Genomic DNA, 17,254 nt, shown 5'->3' on the forward strand with positions numbered 1-17,254 from the left:
AGAGTCGTGAGGCGAGCGGTAAGACTGGCGGCGATGATGCTGTTGGGGACGCTGATCGCCTCTGCCCAGCTTCCGGTGGGGCAGCCTCCAAAGGCTCGGCCTGAGCCTTCGCCGCTGGAGCCTATCGCATGGATGACGGGCCACTGGGTTGCCGAGGCGAAGTCACCTGGCACGGACAGGGTTTCGAAGATCGATACTCGCTATACGCCGCAGATGAATGGGCGCACGATGTCTTTGGAGACCAGCTTCGATGGGGTTCTGGTTTATGAAGGCATGTTTGCCTACGATCCGGCGCAAAAGGCGATTGCATTCTGGTATGTGACTCCAGAGGGGGAGTCGATCCGTGGGACCGTCGATCCGCAACCGAACGGCGACCAGCTCTATGATTTTCAGATGACGCTGGCCAACGGCGTCAGCCTGCACTTTCGCACCGAGGTCCATCGCGTGGACCCTGACCATTACGTGTGGACGCTCTTTACCAACTCTGAAGGAACGAAGTGGGACAAACTGATCGAGGTCAATTACCACCGCGCACCCTGAGGCTGCCTCGCCTCTATCCCATTGTGGACGCGGAGACGCTGACGAGCCGGGGTGTTGCGTTGCGCAGGTTTGTCGAAGAGCTGCGCGACGGCGGGGTAACGCTGGTGCAGTATCGCGACAAGGTGGGGGGCGAAGAAGAGATTCTGCGTCACGCGAGGACGATTTCCGATATCTTTCAGGGCAGAAAAGCCACCCTGGTGATGAACGACTCTCCTCGACTGGCGGGGCTCGTGGGTTGGAATGCAGTTCATGTGGGACAGGGGGATGTCGCTCTCGGCGAGGCCCGCGCCGCTGTGCCGGGAGACGCGATTGTAGGGTGCTCGACGCATACGGAGGAGCAGGTGAGGATCGCCGACGCCGCCGGTGCGGACTACATCGCCATTGGTCCGGTCTTTGCTACCTCCTCGAAGCGAAACCCGGATCCGGTGGTGGGATTGGATGGGGTACGCCGAGCCCGGTCGCTCACGCAGCGGCCCCTGGTTGCGATCGGCGGGATTACGCTGGAGAACGCGGCCAGCGTGATTGAGGCCGGGGCCGATAGTGTCGCGGTGATCGGAGCCCTTCTTGAGCCCGGGGAGGCTGCCGGGATGCTGGTGCGGAGGTTCCTGAGCGCGATGCCGCCGGTCGGGCCTTGATTTCGACTCGTTGGGATTCGGACGCGATTTGCTATTCTTCGGCTGGAGCGGAATCGGCACAGGAGAGCAGGAACGATGGGCCTCAGCGCGGAGAAGGTAGTCGAGGGAACAGTAACGGTCGTGATTCCGGTCTACAACGGGGAGAGATTTATTCGCAGGGCTGTCGACAGCATCCTGAGGCAGACCTACCCGGTTACCCAGATCATCGTGGTAGATGATGGATCGAAGGACGCTACGCGGCAGATTGTCGAGACCGAGTATCGCGATCAGGTGACGCTGCTTCGTCAGCAGAATGGTGGCCCGGCAAAGGCGAGGAATGCGGGGCTCGGAATCGCGACCGGAGAGTTTATTGCCTTTCTCGATGCCGACGACTGGTGGGAGCCGGAGAAGATCTCGACACAGGTTAACGTGCTGCGACAGCATCCGGATGCTGTGGGGAACTACACCGGCTTGCGCGTGATGAGCGATGAGGGGGAGCACCTGATCGACCTGAAGCCGGTGGATCACACTACCCTGTGGCCCACGCTGCGCTGGTGCAATCCAGGGGTGCCGCCCTCGTCGGTGCTGCTGCGCAGTTCTGCACTCGAAGAGCTGGGAGGGGGCTTCAACGAGCGGCAACTGGGGAGCGAAGACTGGAACCTGTGGTTCCGCCTCATTACCAAGGGGCACTTCTGTGTGTGTCCTGAGCCTTTGACGGACTATCGCTCGAGCGCGGGCGGGCTGAGCGGCGATGCGAACCACATGTACAAAGACTTTATGAAGATGCTGGACGATACGTTGCTGGCGGACATGACCGGGTTGCGTCGGTCGTTGTGGAGGCGCCGGATTATCAGCTACCAGGCGTTCAAGGCGTGTCTGACGGCCCGAGCGGCGGGCGACAAGACCACTGAGCGGGCATACATGAAGAGGTCGGTGCTCGAATGGCCATCGCCGTTCTGGGCTCCGGAACGCTTTCGTTTCTTCGCGGTGACGCTGATGCGGACCTAGCTGCGAGATGTTGCGAGACTTTCTGCGTCATTTGGGATAGAACAGACAGCAACGTGAAGACTTCTGAGAAGCAACCTGACGGGACCTCCGCGCCGCAACCGCAGTTTGTGCAGGGGATGGGGCTGTTTTCCGCGACGGCAATTGTGATGGGCTCGATGATTGGATCGGGTATCTTCATCGTTCCTGCGGATATGTCGCGTCTTCTGGGCTCGCCGGCTCTGTTGATTGCCGCGTGGCTGGTGACTGCGGTGATGACCATCATCGGCGCGTTGAGCTATGGCGAGCTGGCGGCGATGATGCCGAAGGCCGGTGGACAGTATGTCTATCTGCGTGAGTCGCTGGGGCCGCTGTGGGGATTTCTTTATGGATGGACGCTGTTTCTTGTGATCCAGACGGGAACGATCGCCGCGGTGGGCGTTGCGTTTGGAAAATTTCTGGGCGTCTTCTTTCCGTCGATCAACACCAGCCACTGGCTATGGCACATCGGGCACGTTCCGGCGTGGCATGTGGGGCCAATGATCCTCGGCAACATGGACCTGGGCGTGAACACCGCCAACCTCGTTGCCATCGTGATCATCATCCTGCTGACCTTTCTGAACACCAAGGGTGTGAAGATGGGTGCTGCGGTGCAGAATCTCTTTACCTCGGCGAAGGTACTGGCGCTGGCTGCGGTGGTTCTGGTGGGTTTGATCGTGCGCGATTCTACGGCAATTGGTGCCAACTTCGGCGAGGGCTGGCGGAATTTCTGGGCAGGCGCCGGATGGCATTCACTCCACGCCTCGCAGCTGGGTGGAAGCGAGTACGTGGGGGTACTGACGATCCTGGCGATCGTTCAGGTCGGCTCGCTGTTTAGCGCCGATGCGTGGAACAACGTGACATTTACGGCGGGTGAGATTCGCAACCCGAAGCGCAACCTTCCGCTCTCTCTGGCGGTAGGGACGGGAGTGGTTCTGCTTCTCTATGTGCTTTGCAACTTCGTCTTTCTGAATGTGCTTCCTCTGTTGGGCGATCCGCACGCGGCAACGATTACGGGGCGGGGAATCCAGTACGCGACCGAGGATCGTGTCGCGACGGCCGTGATGGAGCGCACGTTTGCCGGATACGGGGCGAAGCTGATGGCAGCCGCAATTCTGATTTCGACCTTCGGCTGCGCGAATGGGATGTTGCTGGCAGGAGCGCGTGTGTACTACGCGATGAGCCGGGACGGCCTGTTCTTCAAGTCTGTCGGCAAGCTGAACGAGCGGTCGAAGACGCCGGTCAATTCGCTGTGGGTGCAGTGCGCCTGGACCTGCCTGCTGTGCCTCTCCGGCAGCTATGGGCAACTGCTGGACTATGTGATCTTTGCGGTGCTGATCTTCTATATTCTTACGATTGTGGGTTTGTTTGTGCTGCGTCGGAGCAGACCGGATGCGCCGCGTCCCTATCGGGCCTTCGGGTATCCGGTGCTGCCGGGGCTTTATATCATCATAGCTGCGTGGATTTGTCTTGTACTATTGCGTTACAAACCTCAATATACCTGGCCGGGGTTGATCATCGTTCTGCTCGGTGTTCCGGTGTATCTGGTATGGAGGCGGCAGGGCGCTGCGGTGGACGCGGAAGCCGCTGAGTTACGAACGACCGGGACGTAAAAGAAGGAGAACCGAAGAACGATTATGTCGATGCTGTTCGCAAAAAAGTCGATGGATGTACTGCTGACTGAGTCCCAGGCCGAGGGCGAGGATACGCTGGAGCGCGCCCTGGGCCCGTTTCAGCTAACGGCGCTCGGTGTGGGAGCGGTGATCGGTGCGGGAATCTTTGTGCTTGCCGGTCTTGGCGCTCACTATGCAGGTCCTGGGTTGATGCTCTCGTTTGTGCTGAGCGGCCTGGGATGCGCCTTCGCCGGTCTCTGTTATGCGGAGTTCGCGGCGATGATTCCGCTGGCGGGATCGGCTTATACGTATGCTTACGCGACCCTGGGCGAGCTGATCGCCTGGATCATCGGCTGGGATCTTACGCTTGAGTACGCGATGGGCGCGAGCACGGTGAGCTCGGGCTGGTCGAATAACTTTGTCGAACTGATGGACGTGTTTCACGTCAAATTTCCGCTCTGGCTGGCCTACGATCACTGGACCGGGCTGCGCAAGGCGATGGAGCATGTGGCGCGGCAGGTGATGACGACAGACTTCGGATCGCTCACGCCGGGCTCGCAGGAGTACATCAAACAGATGGGCGAGCTGCTGGCGGCGCCGAGCGCGGATATGGCGGCTCGCGCTCATGCGGTGCTTGGAGCTCCGGTGCTGTTTGGCCACGAGATTGGTTTCAATCTTCCGGCGTTGCTGATTGCGTTGGTCATCACAACGGTTCTGGCAATCGGAATCAAGGAGTCGGCGAAGTTCAACACCACGATCGTTGTGGTCAAGGTAGCGGTGGTGCTGTTTGTGCTGGGCCTGGGCGCGAAGTATGTGCACCCGGGCAACTGGGGTCACGACTGGCATTCGTTCGCTCCTTACGGCCTGAGTGGCATTGGCGCGGGGGCCGCGTACATCTTCTTTGCGTATATCGGCTTCGATGCAGTCTCGACGACGGCGCAGGAAGCAAAGAACCCGCAGCGCGATCTTCCGATCGGAATGATCGCTTCACTGTCCGTCTGCACGATACTTTATATTGGCGTTGCGGCGGTGCTGACGGGAATGGTTCCCTGGCAGTCGGTGAACATTGAGGCTCCGATCGCGCGTGCCTTCCTGGACCGAGACCTGACGTGGGCGAGTGACATCATCGTCGTCGGCGCGCTGGCGGGTTTGACGAGCGTGATGTTGGTGATGTTGCTGGGACAGACGCGCGTTCTGTATGCGATGGCCAGCGATGGGCTGCTGCCGAAGAAGTTTTTTGCCGAGGTGCATCCCCGGTTCCGCACGCCGTTCAAGAACACATTTCTGGTTGGGACACTGGCCGGAATTGTGGGTTCGGTGACTCCCATCGACGATATCGGCAAGATGGTGAATATCGGCACCCTGCTGGCATTCGTCATCGTCTGCATCGCGATCATGGTGCTGCGCCGGACTGAACCGGACAAGCCAAGACCGTTCCGCACGCCGTGGGTTCCATTCGTGCCGGTCATGGGAATCCTCTTCAACGGCTACATGATGATCAAGCTAGGCTGGCTGAACTGGGCTCGGCTGATCGTGTGGCTGGCAATCGGCCTGGTGGTGTACTTCACCTATAGCGTGAAGCACAGCAAGGTTCGAGAGCGGCTGAGGAGCGCGGTAAAGATAAAGGGCTAATTTCTATATATTTGACAACATCTTGATCCTATTGGGTTAATTGGTGCCTGTCTTTGCAAGTCGAATTGCGACTGTTTATTCCTCCAAAGAAAGATCCCCGGTCCGGTGCCGGGGATCTTTCTTTGTGCATGAAACCGAGTATGGCTCGTGTGCGCCAGCGGAGGGAGAGCGTAGCGTGCGTGAGCCTCCAGTGGTCGATGGTTCCGCTAAGGCGCCTGATGATCCGGCGGGGGGGCCGGTGATGGGGTTGCAGGCGCGGGGGTGGGGGAGGTCGACGCCGGCGGAGGGTCAGCTACGGCCGGTGCGGGCGTGGGAGGCGGAGCGACGGCGGCGGGTGGCGGAGGGACTCGCTGGATCTGGATTGGCATGGTGACCATGTTTGCGGCTTCCGGCTCATCGCGGAGCTTGAGGTAAAAGCCTGACTTCGGGGGACGCGGAACGGAGAGGGAACCACCGACGAAGCCTTCCGGAACCGCAACGGGGTTGGTGAAGCCGGAATCGGGCGCTACGGAATCAACCAGATAGAGATCGGACCCGTTGAGGGTGCAGGCAGCGGCCGGGTCGCTGGGGCAATGGATGTCCTGAAGGGTCGGGAGACGCACGAGGGTTGCCAGTGAAATCCAGTCTCCGGCAGTTCCGTCGGGGGCGACGGCGCGCAGACGCACTGGGCCGAAGGCGGAGGTTCCAAAGGTCTTGAGCGGATCGAAGGTTCCGAGCAGCGTGTGGGAGTTCTGGAGGACAAGACCGGAGGAGACGGTCAGGTTAGCGTTGAGACTTTCGTCAGCGTTGGCAATCTCGATCTTCCCGTCACGCGGGAAAGGTGAGGAGGAGTGCAGCGAGAAGGTAAGTTTCTGGGTGACGGGCAGGTCCTCGGGGTTCGCGAGGTGAATGGGCGAGGACGAGGGCTGGGAGATGCTGCGATTGAGGAGGGTTACAGAGGGTCTGGGGGCGTCTACTGTGATGGGGAGGCTGAGGGTACGGCCATCCCGCAGGGAGACGTGGGCGGTGAGATGATCGCCGGAATGAACGTCCGGGGTCTGGGTAGACTCGGGAAGGGAGAGGGTAAGGCGCTGGCCGTGTTGGGTGGCGCCGACCTGAGCTGGAACGAGGGCAGGGTCGCCTATAGGAGTAAACACGAGGTTGTTCAGGGTGAGCTTGCGTACCTGATCGAGGTTGGTCCCGGTAAGCGTGGCGGCGGTATCGCCGGCGTGGAAGGTAAGGGCGTCGAGCCGGGCCGGCTCGGAGTAGGTCTGGGCAGTGACGGCGGCTGTTTGGGTGCCGCCATACTGGTGGACGTCGAGGTGGATGTTGCCGGGGTCGACGGATTTCAGAGAGAGCGTAACGTCGACGACGTTGGGCTTATCGGAGTGCTTCCACTGGGCCTCTGCCTCACGGCCGGTTCCTCGCTCGAAGGTGATGGAGTCGATACAAGCGGTGCCGGTGGAGGTGAGGGTGAGGGGGTTATCGCGACCGGCGATCAAAACCGAATCGGTGGCGAGTTTCCAGTTGGCTCCTGGTATGTCCTGGAGGGGAAGTGTGGGACCGGTGAAAGGGTCGAATCCCCAGAAGCCGGTGATGGTCCCGGTGACGGGAGTTTTGGGGGCTCCGGGATCGGTGGGCTGCTTCGGGCCTGAAGAAGTAGTGTCTGCCTGTTTTTTGGAGTTGCCGTCATCCCCGGATGGCATCGGAAGCGGCTTGCGCTCAGGCTGCAAGTTGACGACGAGGCCGCCCTTGAAGGGATCGGCTGTGAGCGGGATGTCGGGACGTGGTGCTCCACCATTCACATGCAGGACGAGGTCGTGAGCGAAACCCGTAGAGAAGACGAGGGGAGCACCCTCAACTGGCAGAGTCACTGCGGGCTGAAGCAGGCAGGTAACGTGTTTCGCGTTGGAGGCGCGAAGCGGGGGCGGAACGGCGTTCTGGATGGAAGGAAGACCGATGACGATGACTGATTTGGGATTGTGGAAGGACGGCGGAGTATTGAGGCGCAGGTTCATCTGCTCTGCCTGGGGGAAGGCGATGGCGGGGATGTACTGGTACTGTGCTGTGTGCAGGTTGCTCGTGAGACGGACGAGATCGACGACGGCGCCGACGTAGGCGGAGTAGATTCCGCCGCCCGCCATGGTGGTGTAGGAGGCGGCGTTGATAAAGTCGGAGGCAGAGCCGTTGGTGAGAAGTGAGGCGACTGTCTGGCCGTGCCCGTCGTCGAGCAGGGTCTGGGTTCCGGTCTGGGTGAGGCAGTTGTACTGCTGGTCGGCGGGACGGCTGAAACAGTCCTGATTGGGCTTGAGGTTAAGGGTGCGGGCCAGCAGGGTGGAGTGCTCCTGAAGGGCCTTGGGGTCGCCAGGAGGGACCTGTTTGATGGAGTCAAGGTACTTCTCGATGCGGGCCTCTTCGAAGCCGGCCTCCGATAAATCCTGAGACGCGCGGACGAAGATTCCCGGCCGTCCCTGGACGGCGGAGCGGAGGGTGGCGAAGTCGCCGCCAGTCTCGGGGGCTAGGAACAGGAGGGCCTGCTGGGCGTCGTCGGGAACGGTAATCGTAACGCCCTCTTCGCGGACCTTTTTGTTCCAGGTCTCGAACTTGAAGAACCATTTATCGGGGGGCGGATTGGTGGTGCCGCGAAGGAAGGCCGCAACGAGCAGATAGTGGGCCGACTGAGTGCGGGGCAGATCGGCGAAGAGCCACAGTTTGTCGCCCGGCTTCAGGTTGGGAACAGCGGCGATGGGGAGCGTTTTATCTCCGCGGGTCACGCGAACGTCGACGCGCGGGCCTGCGAGATCGAAACGTGCGGCTGCCTGAGCATAAGAGAGCTGGCAGCAGAGAAGGACACTCAAGAGCCCGATAGCGGCGGCGCGCAGTCCACCGGAAAGCATTGCCATGGTTCCATTTTAGACGGGTGAGACCCCCAAACCGGATGCACGCCCGGCGGAACGGCGTATGTGCTCTATTGGTTACGGTTGCGAGTGGAGGGGTGATCGCTGGCGATGACGCCGTCGCGGATGGTGACGATGCGATGGGCATATTCGGCGATGTCGGGCTCGTGGGTGACGAGGACGATGGTGTTTCCCTTGGAGTGGAGATCGTCGAAGAGGGCCATGATCTCATCACCGGTCTTGGAGTCGAGGTTTCCGGTGGGCTCATCGGCAAGGATGATGGAGGGGTTGTTGACGAGGGCGCGGGCGATGGCGACGCGCTGGCGCTGACCGCCGGATAGCTCATTGGGCTTGTGCATCATGCGTGTGCCGAGGTTGACGCTCTCGAGAGTGGCCTTGGCGCGTTGGGTGCGCTCGGCTGCGGGCGTGCCGTTGTAGATCAGCGGCAGCTCGACATTATGGAGCGCGGTGGCGCGGGCGAGCAGGTTGAAGGTCTGGAAGACGAAGCCGATCTCCTTATTGCGAATGCGGGCGAGCTCGTCGTCGTTGAGTTCGGAGACGTCGTGTCCGTTGAGCCAGTACTTGCCCTGCGAGGGAGAGTCGAGGCAGCCGATCAGATTCATCAGCGTGGATTTGCCGGAGCCGGAAGGGCCCATGATGGCGACGTACTCGTTATGACGGATACGGAGGTTGACGCCGCGCAGGGCGTGGACCTCCTGATCTCCCATCTCGTAGGTCTTCCAGAGATTATCGGTGACGATGATGTCGCCGGGACGGGGCCCGGCGGCATTGATGAGGGTTGTTTCGACTGCGGTTTCGGTAGCCATCCGGTTCTCCGGGTTCTGCGTTCCCGGGCCAATCTGATTTGCCCGGGGCGATGCTGTGGTCCTAAGGATAGTACGTTTCCCACGGTGATACGTATGCGGTGGCCGTAAGGTTCCGTGGGAGACTATGCGGATCTGTTCCGGTGGCCGAGGGCGTCAGGACTTCTCTGTGGAAGTCTCAGGCGTGTTATCCCTTTTGACGATCGTACCGCTCTTGAGGGTGCGAAGAGTTTTGTAGCGGCCAGTGACGAGCTCATCTCCCTGCTTGAGGCCGCCCAACACCTCGATCTCTGTGGCGCCAGTGACGCCGGTGGAGATAGGTACGAAGACGGCGCGGAGTTTCTTGCGATCGTTCCGGAGAACATAGACCCCCTGTACGGTCTGTGCTTTTCCGGCGGGAGGTGCGGTGCTGGCCGCGACGCCGCTGGCTCCCGGAGCCTTGCCATTATTCTGCTCAAATGCTTTTTCGGTGGCGGGATTGCGCTGGACGAGTGCCTGGATCGGAATGGTGAGGGCGTCGGCGCGATGGGCGGTGGTGATTTTAGCGGTCGCGGAGAGGCCGGGCCGGAGGTCTTCGGAGGGGGCCTCAAGGGTAACGACGACCTTGAAGTCCTTGGCCTCTTCGGTTCCTGTGGTGCTCTGGCTGGTAGCGATACCGGTGGTGCGGAGCAGAGCTTGATCGCCGACCTGGGTGACCTTGCCCTTGAAGACGCGGCCGGGAAGGGCGTCGATGGTGACGTCGGCGGGCTGATCGAGGGCGACATTGACGATGTCGGTCTCGTCGACTTTGACCTCTGCGGTGATCACGGACATGTCGGCGAGTGTCATGAGGGTGGAGCCCTCGGCGTTCTGGATGCCGAGTACGACGGTTTCACCTTCACGGACGGGGACGTTGGTGACGAGCGCTTCGAAGGGAGCGCGGCTCTGGGTGAGTCCGAGGGAATAATTGCTTCCACGCAGGGTGGCGACTGCCTGGTCGACATGACCTCGGGCAGAGGCTGTCTGCGCCTTTGCCTGGGCGACGGCTGCCTGACGCTGCTGCAGGGTTGCGGCAGAGACGTCGAATGCGGCTTTTTTGGCGTCGAAGTCCTGCTTGGCGATGAGCTTGGCCTCGTACAGGGCTTTGGCGCGCTCGTAGTCGAAGCGTTTCTGCTCGAGATCGGCCTTAGCCTGAACGACGTTGGCTTCGGCGGTATGCTCGGCGGCGGCGAAGGATTCGACGTCGGTCCTGGAGGCGGCTATGGTCGCGTTCTGGGCCTGGACGGCAGAGGCGGGCTGTTCGCTTTCGACGGTAGCGACGAGCTGGCCCGCCTTTACGCGGTCACCCTCCTTGACATAAAGGTGAGTGATGCGGCCAAAGGCAGTGGCGCCGACGTTGACGTAGGTCTTGGGCTTGATCTGGCCGGTGCCGTTTACGATGGAGACGAGGTCCTGCCGCACGGCGTGTCCGGTGGCGACCTTGGTCACGGCTCCCTGGCTGTGCAGAATGCTGCCGATAACAATTCCTGCGAAGACCAGGACAGCGACCGCGATCAGGACAATCTTTTTGAGGCTCATTTTGAGTTCTCTGCGTTTCCGGTATACCGGGTTGCGTTTTGGATTTGACGTTCTGTCATCAGATACGCGGTTTGGGGTGGTCTCGTTCCCGACTTCCTTCGGTCTTTGTCGTTTGCTTTCATGGTTTCCCATTGAGCCGGAATGGGGCAGGCAACGTCCAAACAGAGATGTCTTTTGTGGGCCTGATGATATCAGGGTCCCGAGTGTGGTTCCACAGCTTGTAACCGGGGTGCCACCCGCACTACAATACTGGTTGGTATCAGGAGCATTCTCAGCACTATGAAAACCTCTCGGCACTTGGCTCTGAGTACGGCCTTCCTTTCTCTTGCGATGGTTGGAGCCTGGATTCCGTCGGCGCAGGCGCAGACGGACGTGAAGCAGGGAACCCCGGTTGAGGAGAAGCCCGATCCACTGAAACGTCAGCCCACCGACAAGGAAAAATTCGCGCAACAGAGGGCGCTGCGGCAGGAGTTGAAGGGCGTTTACAAGAAGTGGCTGGACGAGGATGTTCGCTGGATCATCACCGACCAAGAGATGCAGGCGTTCAAGCATCTGAGCAACGACGAGGAGCGCGACAGCTTCATCGAGCAGTTCTGGCTGCGACGCAATCCGAATCCGGACTCTCCGGATAATGAGTATCGCGACGAACACTATCGTCGCATCGCGTATGCGAATGAGCATTTCGCTGCCGGCAAGCCGGGCTGGAAGACGGATCGCGGCCATATCTATATTGCCTTCGGTAAGGCGGACTCGATCGATTCGCACCCGAGCGGTGGCAACTATCAGAGGCCGATGGAAGAGGGCGGCGGAAACACATCGACCTATCCGTTCGAGACGTGGCATTACCGTTATCTGCAGGGCGTCGGCGACAACATCGACATTGAATTTGTAGATACGTGCATGTGCGGCGACTATCACATGACGATCGACCGCTCGGAGAAAGATGCTCTGAAGTATGTTCCGGGTGCGGGCGCGACGATGTATGAGCAGATGGGCCAGGCATCGAAGGCTGACCGCTTCTCCGGTGGTGGGCTCGAGCAGCTCGGTACCGGGCCGATGTCGACGATGAATCAGAGCAAGCAGTTCGATCGTCTGAACACCTACGCCAAGCTGATGGCTGCTCCGGAGATCAAGTTCAAGGATCTGGAAGCGTACATGGTCAGCTCGAAGATTCTGACCGGGCCTCCCTTCCTGTTCGATGTCCGCACGGACTACGTGAAGGTGACCAGCGACACGATCCTGGTGCCGATCACGCTCCAGATTCGCAATAAGGACATCACCTTTCAGAACAAGGACGGGGTTGCGACAGGAACAGTGAATATTTTGGGCCGAGTCTCGAACCTGAATCACCGGATCATCCAGTCCTTCGAAGAAACGGTGACAGTCCAGGTTCCGAGCGAGCTGCTGGGCCGCACGCAGAACAATGCTTCTGTTTATTGGAAGTCGATTCCGTTGCGTCCGGGGCTGTACAAGGTCGATATCGTTATCAAGGACGTCAATAATCCGGACCACATCGGACGTTGGCAGCGCAGCGTCAACGCTCCGAAGTATGACGACGATCGGCTTGCGGCCTCATCGTTGATTCTTGCTGACCAGATGGAACGGGTGCCGTCGAAGGATATTGGCGCCGGGAACTTCGTCATTGGTAATACACGGATTCGTCCTCGGGTCTCTTCGGGCGGAACCCAGCCTGTGACCTTCCACCGAAACCAGAACTTGAACTTCTGGATGCAGGTGTATAACCTCGGTATCGACGAAAAGAGCAAGCAAAACGGAGCGAAGATCGAGTACCAGCTAACGAACACGACGACCAAGCAGGTTCTTCTGAATGCGGAGGAGCTGACCTCGAAGACCAATCCGAATTCGGACCAGGTGACGTTGGAACGGTCGCTGCCTTTGGCGAGCCTGGAACCTGGGAAGTACGAGATCACCATCAAGGTTGACGATGGGATTTCCAAGCAGCAGATCGCAGAATCTGCGCCGTTTGTTGTGGATTGATTCACTTTTGCATTTGACTTTCAGGTGTGCGGGCATGAGGCGACACGGTTGCGCGGATCAGAGTTGGCGTAACCGGTCCGAAGCGCTACCACTTCAAGTAATTTCCCGGTTTTCAAGGGATCGATTCTTTTGGAGCAGTCGTCGACGCCCAGGTGCCAAAGACTGTGCAACGTAATTATGTGAATGTCGCGATGCTGACGGTGATCATGCTGACGGCATCTCTGCGCGGATGGGCCGCTCCACCTGCGGCAGTTTCGGGCGTGGTGCGGGATGCGCAAGGCGTGGTCCAGATGGGCGCGCTGGTACAGGTGACGGGGGTCAACTCGACCCTGGTGGGAACCGCATTCACCGATCTTCACGGCCGCTACCTGATCGCAAATATTCTTCCCGGAAAATATGAGGTTCGCGCTTCGGCGGCGCTCTTTGTACCGGCTATGCACGGCAATTTACAGCTTGCTCCTGGTGCGCGAGCAATCGTGAACCTGACCATGAACGCGATCTTCGATGCGGCGGCATGGCTGCCGGCGGAGAGGCGCAAGGCGGACGAGCCGAAGGACGACTGGACCTGGACGCTGCGATCTGTGGCGAACAGACCGATTCTCCGCGTCTTCGACGACAACGGGGATGTAATGATGGTTTCCTCGAGCGCGACCGAACATGCGAGGCCCGCCGATAAGGCGCGCGCGGGGGTCTCGTCGGGCAACGGGGGCTTCGGAAACGGGGGGATTCACAACGTATTCCAGCTGGATCGTTCGATGCCGGACGGATCAGATGTAGAGATTCGAGCGGACCTGGGAGCACAGACGGGACCGTATCTGCGCGCTCCCTCCACTTCGCTGCAAGCGGGATACCAGCGACGGCTTGGGTTTTCGGGGGCGGGACGTATTGTCACGAGCTATCAGTCTCATCCGGAGATGGTGGGGACTGGCGGCGCAACGGGTCTCGAGGCGCTTCAGCTGGCATCTTCGCAGAAGACTACGCTCGGCGATTCGGTCGATCTCGAGCTGGGGGGAACCGTCTACGTCCTGCGGAGCGCGGGGTATGCAATGGCTTCGCGACCTTTTCTGAAGATTACGGCGCATCCGACGTCCCAGTGGAGTGCCGGATATCGGATGGCAACCTCGCGGGATCTGCAGTCGTTCAATGGGCTGGATACGGTAGAGCTGGAACTGCCGGTTGGGGTGATGGAGCGGGGCCGGATGAAGACGGAGAGCGGCCTTCACCAGGAGCTTTCGCTTGCACGCAAAGCTGGACGCGGGATGGTTCAGGTTTCTTACTACAAAGACAATCTGAAGCGGGTGATGCTGGCGGGCGGCGGCGAATTGGGGGTGGCTGATCTAGCCGCGGCTGCGGCTCCGGATTCGACCGCAAACGGCATTGTTGCCGATACTGCGACGGAATCCTTCAGAATGCTGGGCGCCGGTTACCGGTCGCAGGGTATCAATCTGCTGATGACGGAGCCGATTACGCCTGGACTGTGGGTGGCGGTCGAGTACAGCACGGGCAACGCGATGGCGGCTCCGGGTGACAAGCAGCCTATGCATCTGAGTACGGTGTCTACAGAGCTGAAATCGAGGGCGGGGCAGTCGGCAACGGTTGCTCTGAAGGGCCGCCTGATCCACAGCGGGACGCAGGTGCGGGCGTCGTATCGCTGGCAGCCGGAGACGCTGGTGACGGCGGTCAATTCTTTCGCTGCCTTCAGCGATCAGGCCTATCTGAGCTTCTTAATCCGACAGCCGATACGGTGTGGAAAGGTTCTCCCGAGCGGACTGGAGGCGACGGTGGATATCACGAACCTGCTGGAGCAGGGATATCGCCCAGTGCTTTCGCAGGACGGGCGCACGCTTTTCCTGGCGCAGACTCCGCGGATGATTCAAGCGGGTCTGGCGTTCAATTTCTAAAAACCGCTTCGTTTCTCTGCGGTTCTCTTCCATCCATGCTCTGCCACTTGCGAAGAGCCGAGCCCGTATTCTCAAAACATAGCGACTCAGGAACTGCGCGGCCTCGACGTTAGTCGGATGGTGCGGACTCTGTGCTGCCTGCCGGAGGTGTTTCCCGTGTTGAGCGCATGAGGAAGAGCAGCAGAAGGCCGAGGACGATCCAAAGGACTCCCAACAGCTGCGCAGTGTGATTGAGGTTGAGCCAGATAAAGCCGCTCACGAGCAATCCAAGGAGCGGAGCCGTGGTTGCGAGTGGTACCTGTCGTCCGGGGCGACGGCGATAGTGGACGAGGGCTGCGGCGTTGACGCCCATGAAGGCGATGAATGCGCCGAAGTTAAGCAGCTCGGCTCCACGCTCGTAGGTGAGGAGAAAGGCCCCGATCAAAGCGCAGGCACCGATGACAAGAACATTGTTGCGTGGAATGCCGGTGCGGGGAGCTACCGCGGAGAAGAAGCGGCGAGGGAGCGATCCTCCCTGTGCCATGCCGTAGAGCAGGCGTGCGGCGCCAAATTGAGCCGCAATGCCGGAGCCGAGGTTGGCGATGAGCAGGGTGGCATTGAGGAGATGGAAGAGGAGACGGCCGCCAATACGCTCTGCGACGTGGACGTAGGCAGTGTCGACGATGGTGGCGGGGAAGGGCGAGCGGAAGGGCCAGGAGAGTTGGGCGACGTAGACCTCGACTGCGGAGAGCAGGCCAATGACAAGGCAGGTGAGGACGGTGGCGAGCATGATGTTGCGTTCAGGATTCTCGACCTCCTCGCTCATGGTGGAGATGCCATCGAAGCCTATGTAGGTGAGAACGGCGATGGAGGTTCCGCGGAAGAGACGCGATGCGGAGAAAGTAGCGGGATCGTAAAAGGGGCGCAGCCACTCGCCGCCCACGGGACGAGCGATGAAGGCGAGATAGCGGACGGCATAGGCGAGAAAGACGGCGACGACGAGACTCATGCCGATCGCGAGAAGGCCGTTTACCGTGCCGGAGGTTCGGACTCCCCGCAGGTTGAGTGCGGTGAAGAGAACAGCGAAGGCAATGGCCCATGCGGCGTAGGGAACCTGAGGCAGGATGTTGCGTGCTGCCGCGCTGCACCAGATGACACAGATGATCGGGTTGAGGATGTAGTCCATGAGCATGGACCAGCCGACGATGTAGCCGAGTGTGGGGTGAAGCTCGCGACCGACGTAGGTGTAGGCGGAGCCCGCGCTGGGATAGACGCGGGCCATGCGACCATAGCTGACGGCGGTGAAAAGCATAGCCACCATGGCGATGAGGATGGCTGAGACGACGTGTCCTCTGGCGACGTTGCTGACGACGCCAAAGATGCCCATGGGAGCCGTGGGCTGAATAATGACGATGCCGTAGACGACGAGATGCCAGAGCTTGAGGGAACGGCGCAGACCGGCAGATGCCGAGGTTTCAGGATCGCTGGGCAGGAAATTCAGAACAGGTGCCTTTCGGTGGTGAGTTTCAGCCGGCGGCGTGACTGTGCCACTCTTTGATCGATTACGAAGCAGATCAGCTTTCGCGCGATGGACGTGTTTCTTTTTGAGCTAACGAGAAGGATGTTTTGCGCTGGCAAGAACGAGGGTCCCGAAGTGTTCGGGGACATGAAAGCTCTTGCTCATGGACGGCTGCCAGGAGAGATAATGCCGGCCTTCCGTGGGACCCTGGCAGCGAAAGAGATTGATGCGAAAGGTCGTACCGGAGGCGACGGAGCTGGCGCCGAGTGAGGCGAAGGGAATTCGCATGGCTCCATACCATATTTTGCGATCGCGATCGATCCGTGCGCTGACCTTAATGCCGGAGTTCCACTTCCACGCGTCTTTATCCCCCTGTTTGGCGAGGTCGATGTCGAGGTCGACCCATTCGCCCTGAGGAGACATCTCGAATTCCTTGTACTGGCGGATGTTTTTAAAGTCGGAACCGATGAATGCCTCGGCAACGTCCCAGTTCCAAAGCTGGTTGGTCTCAGTGGCGGTTTGGGGCGAGGGCTTGAGGTTGAGCTGTTCGTACGGTGAGATGAAGAGCAGATAGAGGCTGTCCTTCGTCCAGCGCGAGCGAACTTCGGTGCGATGGGAGGGAACAGGGTTCCCGAAGGTATCGCCGGTGATGAAGACGGGCCTGGTCTGCTGCCAGAAGGACGCGGAGGGATCTGTGGTGAGGGGGACGTCGCGGTCAGCTTCCGTGGCGGTTATGGTGGATGAATCCGGTTGCGACGGGATGGTCTGCGCAGAGGCCATGGTTACGAAGAAGGCAAAGGCGAGCGAGAGTTGCAGATGGGAGAGGCGTGGCATGCCATCCATCTTCTCATCCCCGGAACTGGCTCCAAACCATTATAGGAGAGGATATGGTGAGAATCCAGGCGAGCGGGTGCTCGAAGGGGATATCGCATGCGCGGCGCTCGGCGAGAACGATGAGCGCGGAGATCCAGATGACAATCCAGGGGAGGGCCATGATCTTCGCCACAATCCTCGGATTGGGCTGATCTTCTTGATGCATGAGGTAAAACGTACCAAGACAAGGCTCTGTTAGCTACATTCCCAAAGTATGGGTTCTGACCGATACCTTGGTGCGGTGAGGTCGGGACGGGAAAGAGTGCAGCTGCTTCGAGAGCAGGTTCGTCAAATCGACGGGCATC

General features: G+C 60.1%; 13 protein-coding genes. 8 read left to right on the forward strand and 5 right to left on the reverse strand.

Annotation, left to right across the window (positions count from 1 at the left end; all coding sequences use genetic code 11):
* Positions 1–6: 6 nt before the first annotated feature.
* The 5 genes from BDD14_RS01840 (at position 7) to BDD14_RS01860 (ending at position 5,422) form a co-directional block, all read left to right on the forward strand.
* Positions 7–540 (forward strand): DUF1579 family protein, encoded by a 534-nt coding sequence (locus BDD14_RS01840; protein WP_165419874.1) that lies wholly within the window; start codon positions 7–9, stop codon positions 538–540.
* Positions 498–1,175 (forward strand): thiamine phosphate synthase, encoded by a 678-nt coding sequence (gene thiE / locus BDD14_RS01845; RefSeq protein ID WP_242617662.1) that lies wholly within the window; start codon positions 498–500, stop codon positions 1,173–1,175. The genes BDD14_RS01840 and thiE overlap by 43 nt, the downstream gene beginning before the upstream one ends.
* Before the next feature lie 75 nt (positions 1,176–1,250).
* On the forward strand, positions 1,251–2,162 hold the full coding sequence (locus BDD14_RS01850) for a glycosyltransferase family 2 protein (protein ID WP_130417330.1): 912 nt from the start codon (positions 1,251–1,253) through the stop codon (positions 2,160–2,162).
* 116 nt (positions 2,163–2,278) lie between these two features.
* Positions 2,279–3,790 carry an APC family permease gene (locus tag BDD14_RS01855; protein WP_130422594.1) on the forward strand — a complete coding sequence of 504 codons (1,512 nt, stop codon included), beginning with the start codon at positions 2,279–2,281 and terminating at the stop codon, positions 3,788–3,790.
* A 24-nt stretch (positions 3,791–3,814) separates the two neighbouring features.
* Positions 3,815–5,422 (forward strand): amino acid permease, encoded by a 1,608-nt coding sequence (locus tag BDD14_RS01860; protein WP_130417331.1) that lies wholly within the window; start codon positions 3,815–3,817, stop codon positions 5,420–5,422.
* 206 nt (positions 5,423–5,628) lie between these two features.
* Here BDD14_RS01860 and BDD14_RS01865 read toward each other — a convergent pair whose 3' ends face one another.
* The 3 genes from BDD14_RS01865 to BDD14_RS01875 all read right to left on the reverse strand — a co-directional run bounded on the left by BDD14_RS01865 (position 5,629) and on the right by BDD14_RS01875 (position 10,679).
* Positions 5,629–8,304, reverse strand: a complete 2,676-nt coding sequence (locus BDD14_RS01865) for a hypothetical protein (protein ID WP_242617663.1) — start codon at positions 8,302–8,304, stop codon at positions 5,629–5,631.
* Positions 8,305–8,369: 65 nt separating this feature from the next.
* A complete protein-coding gene (locus BDD14_RS01870) occupies positions 8,370–9,125 on the reverse strand; it encodes an ABC transporter ATP-binding protein (protein ID WP_130417332.1) in 756 nt (251 codons plus the stop codon).
* Between the two features lie 153 nt (positions 9,126–9,278).
* Complete coding sequence (locus BDD14_RS01875; RefSeq protein ID WP_130417333.1) at positions 9,279–10,679, reverse strand: efflux RND transporter periplasmic adaptor subunit; 1,401 nt, start codon at positions 10,677–10,679, stop codon at positions 9,279–9,281.
* A gap of 279 nt (positions 10,680–10,958) precedes the next feature.
* On the opposite strand from BDD14_RS01875, the gene BDD14_RS01880 reads away from it, so the two are divergent.
* Entirely contained in the window at positions 10,959–12,677 is a 1,719-nt protein-coding gene (locus tag BDD14_RS01880; protein ID WP_130417334.1) for a GWxTD domain-containing protein, read from the forward strand.
* A gap of 164 nt (positions 12,678–12,841) precedes the next feature.
* Positions 12,842–14,578, forward strand: a complete 1,737-nt coding sequence (locus BDD14_RS01885; protein ID WP_207231660.1) for a carboxypeptidase-like regulatory domain-containing protein — start codon at positions 12,842–12,844, stop codon at positions 14,576–14,578.
* 109 nt (positions 14,579–14,687) lie between these two features.
* Here the strand turns inward: BDD14_RS01885 and BDD14_RS01890 are convergent, their stop codons facing one another.
* Entirely contained in the window at positions 14,688–15,944 is a 1,257-nt protein-coding gene (locus BDD14_RS01890) for an APC family permease (RefSeq protein WP_130417335.1), read from the reverse strand.
* A gap of 222 nt (positions 15,945–16,166) precedes the next feature.
* Positions 16,167–16,910: a carbohydrate-binding family 9-like protein gene (locus BDD14_RS01895; protein WP_242617664.1), complete on the reverse strand. Its 744-nt coding sequence runs from the start codon at positions 16,908–16,910 to the stop codon at positions 16,167–16,169.
* 53 nt (positions 16,911–16,963) lie between these two features.
* On the opposite strand from BDD14_RS01895, the gene BDD14_RS31545 reads away from it, so the two are divergent.
* On the forward strand, positions 16,964–17,101 hold the full coding sequence (locus BDD14_RS31545; protein ID WP_165419875.1) for a hypothetical protein: 138 nt from the start codon (positions 16,964–16,966) through the stop codon (positions 17,099–17,101).
* Positions 17,102–17,254: the final 153 nt, after the last annotated feature.

The sequence above is a fragment of the Edaphobacter modestus genome (assembly GCF_004217555.1).
Lineage (GTDB): Bacteria > Acidobacteriota > Terriglobia > Terriglobales > Acidobacteriaceae > Edaphobacter > Edaphobacter modestus.

Bases quoted from the DNA above. Each gene is read 5' to 3' on its own strand.
- BDD14_RS01850 (WP_130417330.1), top strand. From the start codon at position 1,251: ATGGGCCTCAGCGCGGAGAAGGTAGTCGAGGGAACAGTAACGGTCGTG.
- BDD14_RS01855 (WP_130422594.1), top strand. From the start codon at position 2,279: ATGGGGCTGTTTTCCGCGACGGCAATTGTGATGGGCTCGATGATTGGA.
- BDD14_RS01860 (WP_130417331.1), top strand. From the start codon at position 3,815: ATGTCGATGCTGTTCGCAAAAAAGTCGATGGATGTACTGCTGACTGAG.
- BDD14_RS01865 (WP_242617663.1), bottom strand. From the start codon at position 8,304: ATGGCAATGCTTTCCGGTGGACTGCGCGCCGCCGCTATCGGGCTCTTG.
- BDD14_RS01870 (WP_130417332.1), bottom strand. From the start codon at position 9,125: ATGGCTACCGAAACCGCAGTCGAAACAACCCTCATCAATGCCGCCGGG.
- BDD14_RS01875 (WP_130417333.1), bottom strand. From the start codon at position 10,679: ATGAGCCTCAAAAAGATTGTCCTGATCGCGGTCGCTGTCCTGGTCTTC.
- BDD14_RS01880 (WP_130417334.1), top strand. From the start codon at position 10,959: ATGAAAACCTCTCGGCACTTGGCTCTGAGTACGGCCTTCCTTTCTCTT.
- BDD14_RS01890 (WP_130417335.1), bottom strand. From the start codon at position 15,944: ATGGGCATCTTTGGCGTCGTCAGCAACGTCGCCAGAGGACACGTCGTC.
- BDD14_RS01895 (WP_242617664.1), bottom strand. From the start codon at position 16,910: ATGCCACGCCTCTCCCATCTGCAACTCTCGCTCGCCTTTGCCTTCTTC.
- BDD14_RS31545 (WP_165419875.1), top strand. From the start codon at position 16,964: ATGGTGAGAATCCAGGCGAGCGGGTGCTCGAAGGGGATATCGCATGCG.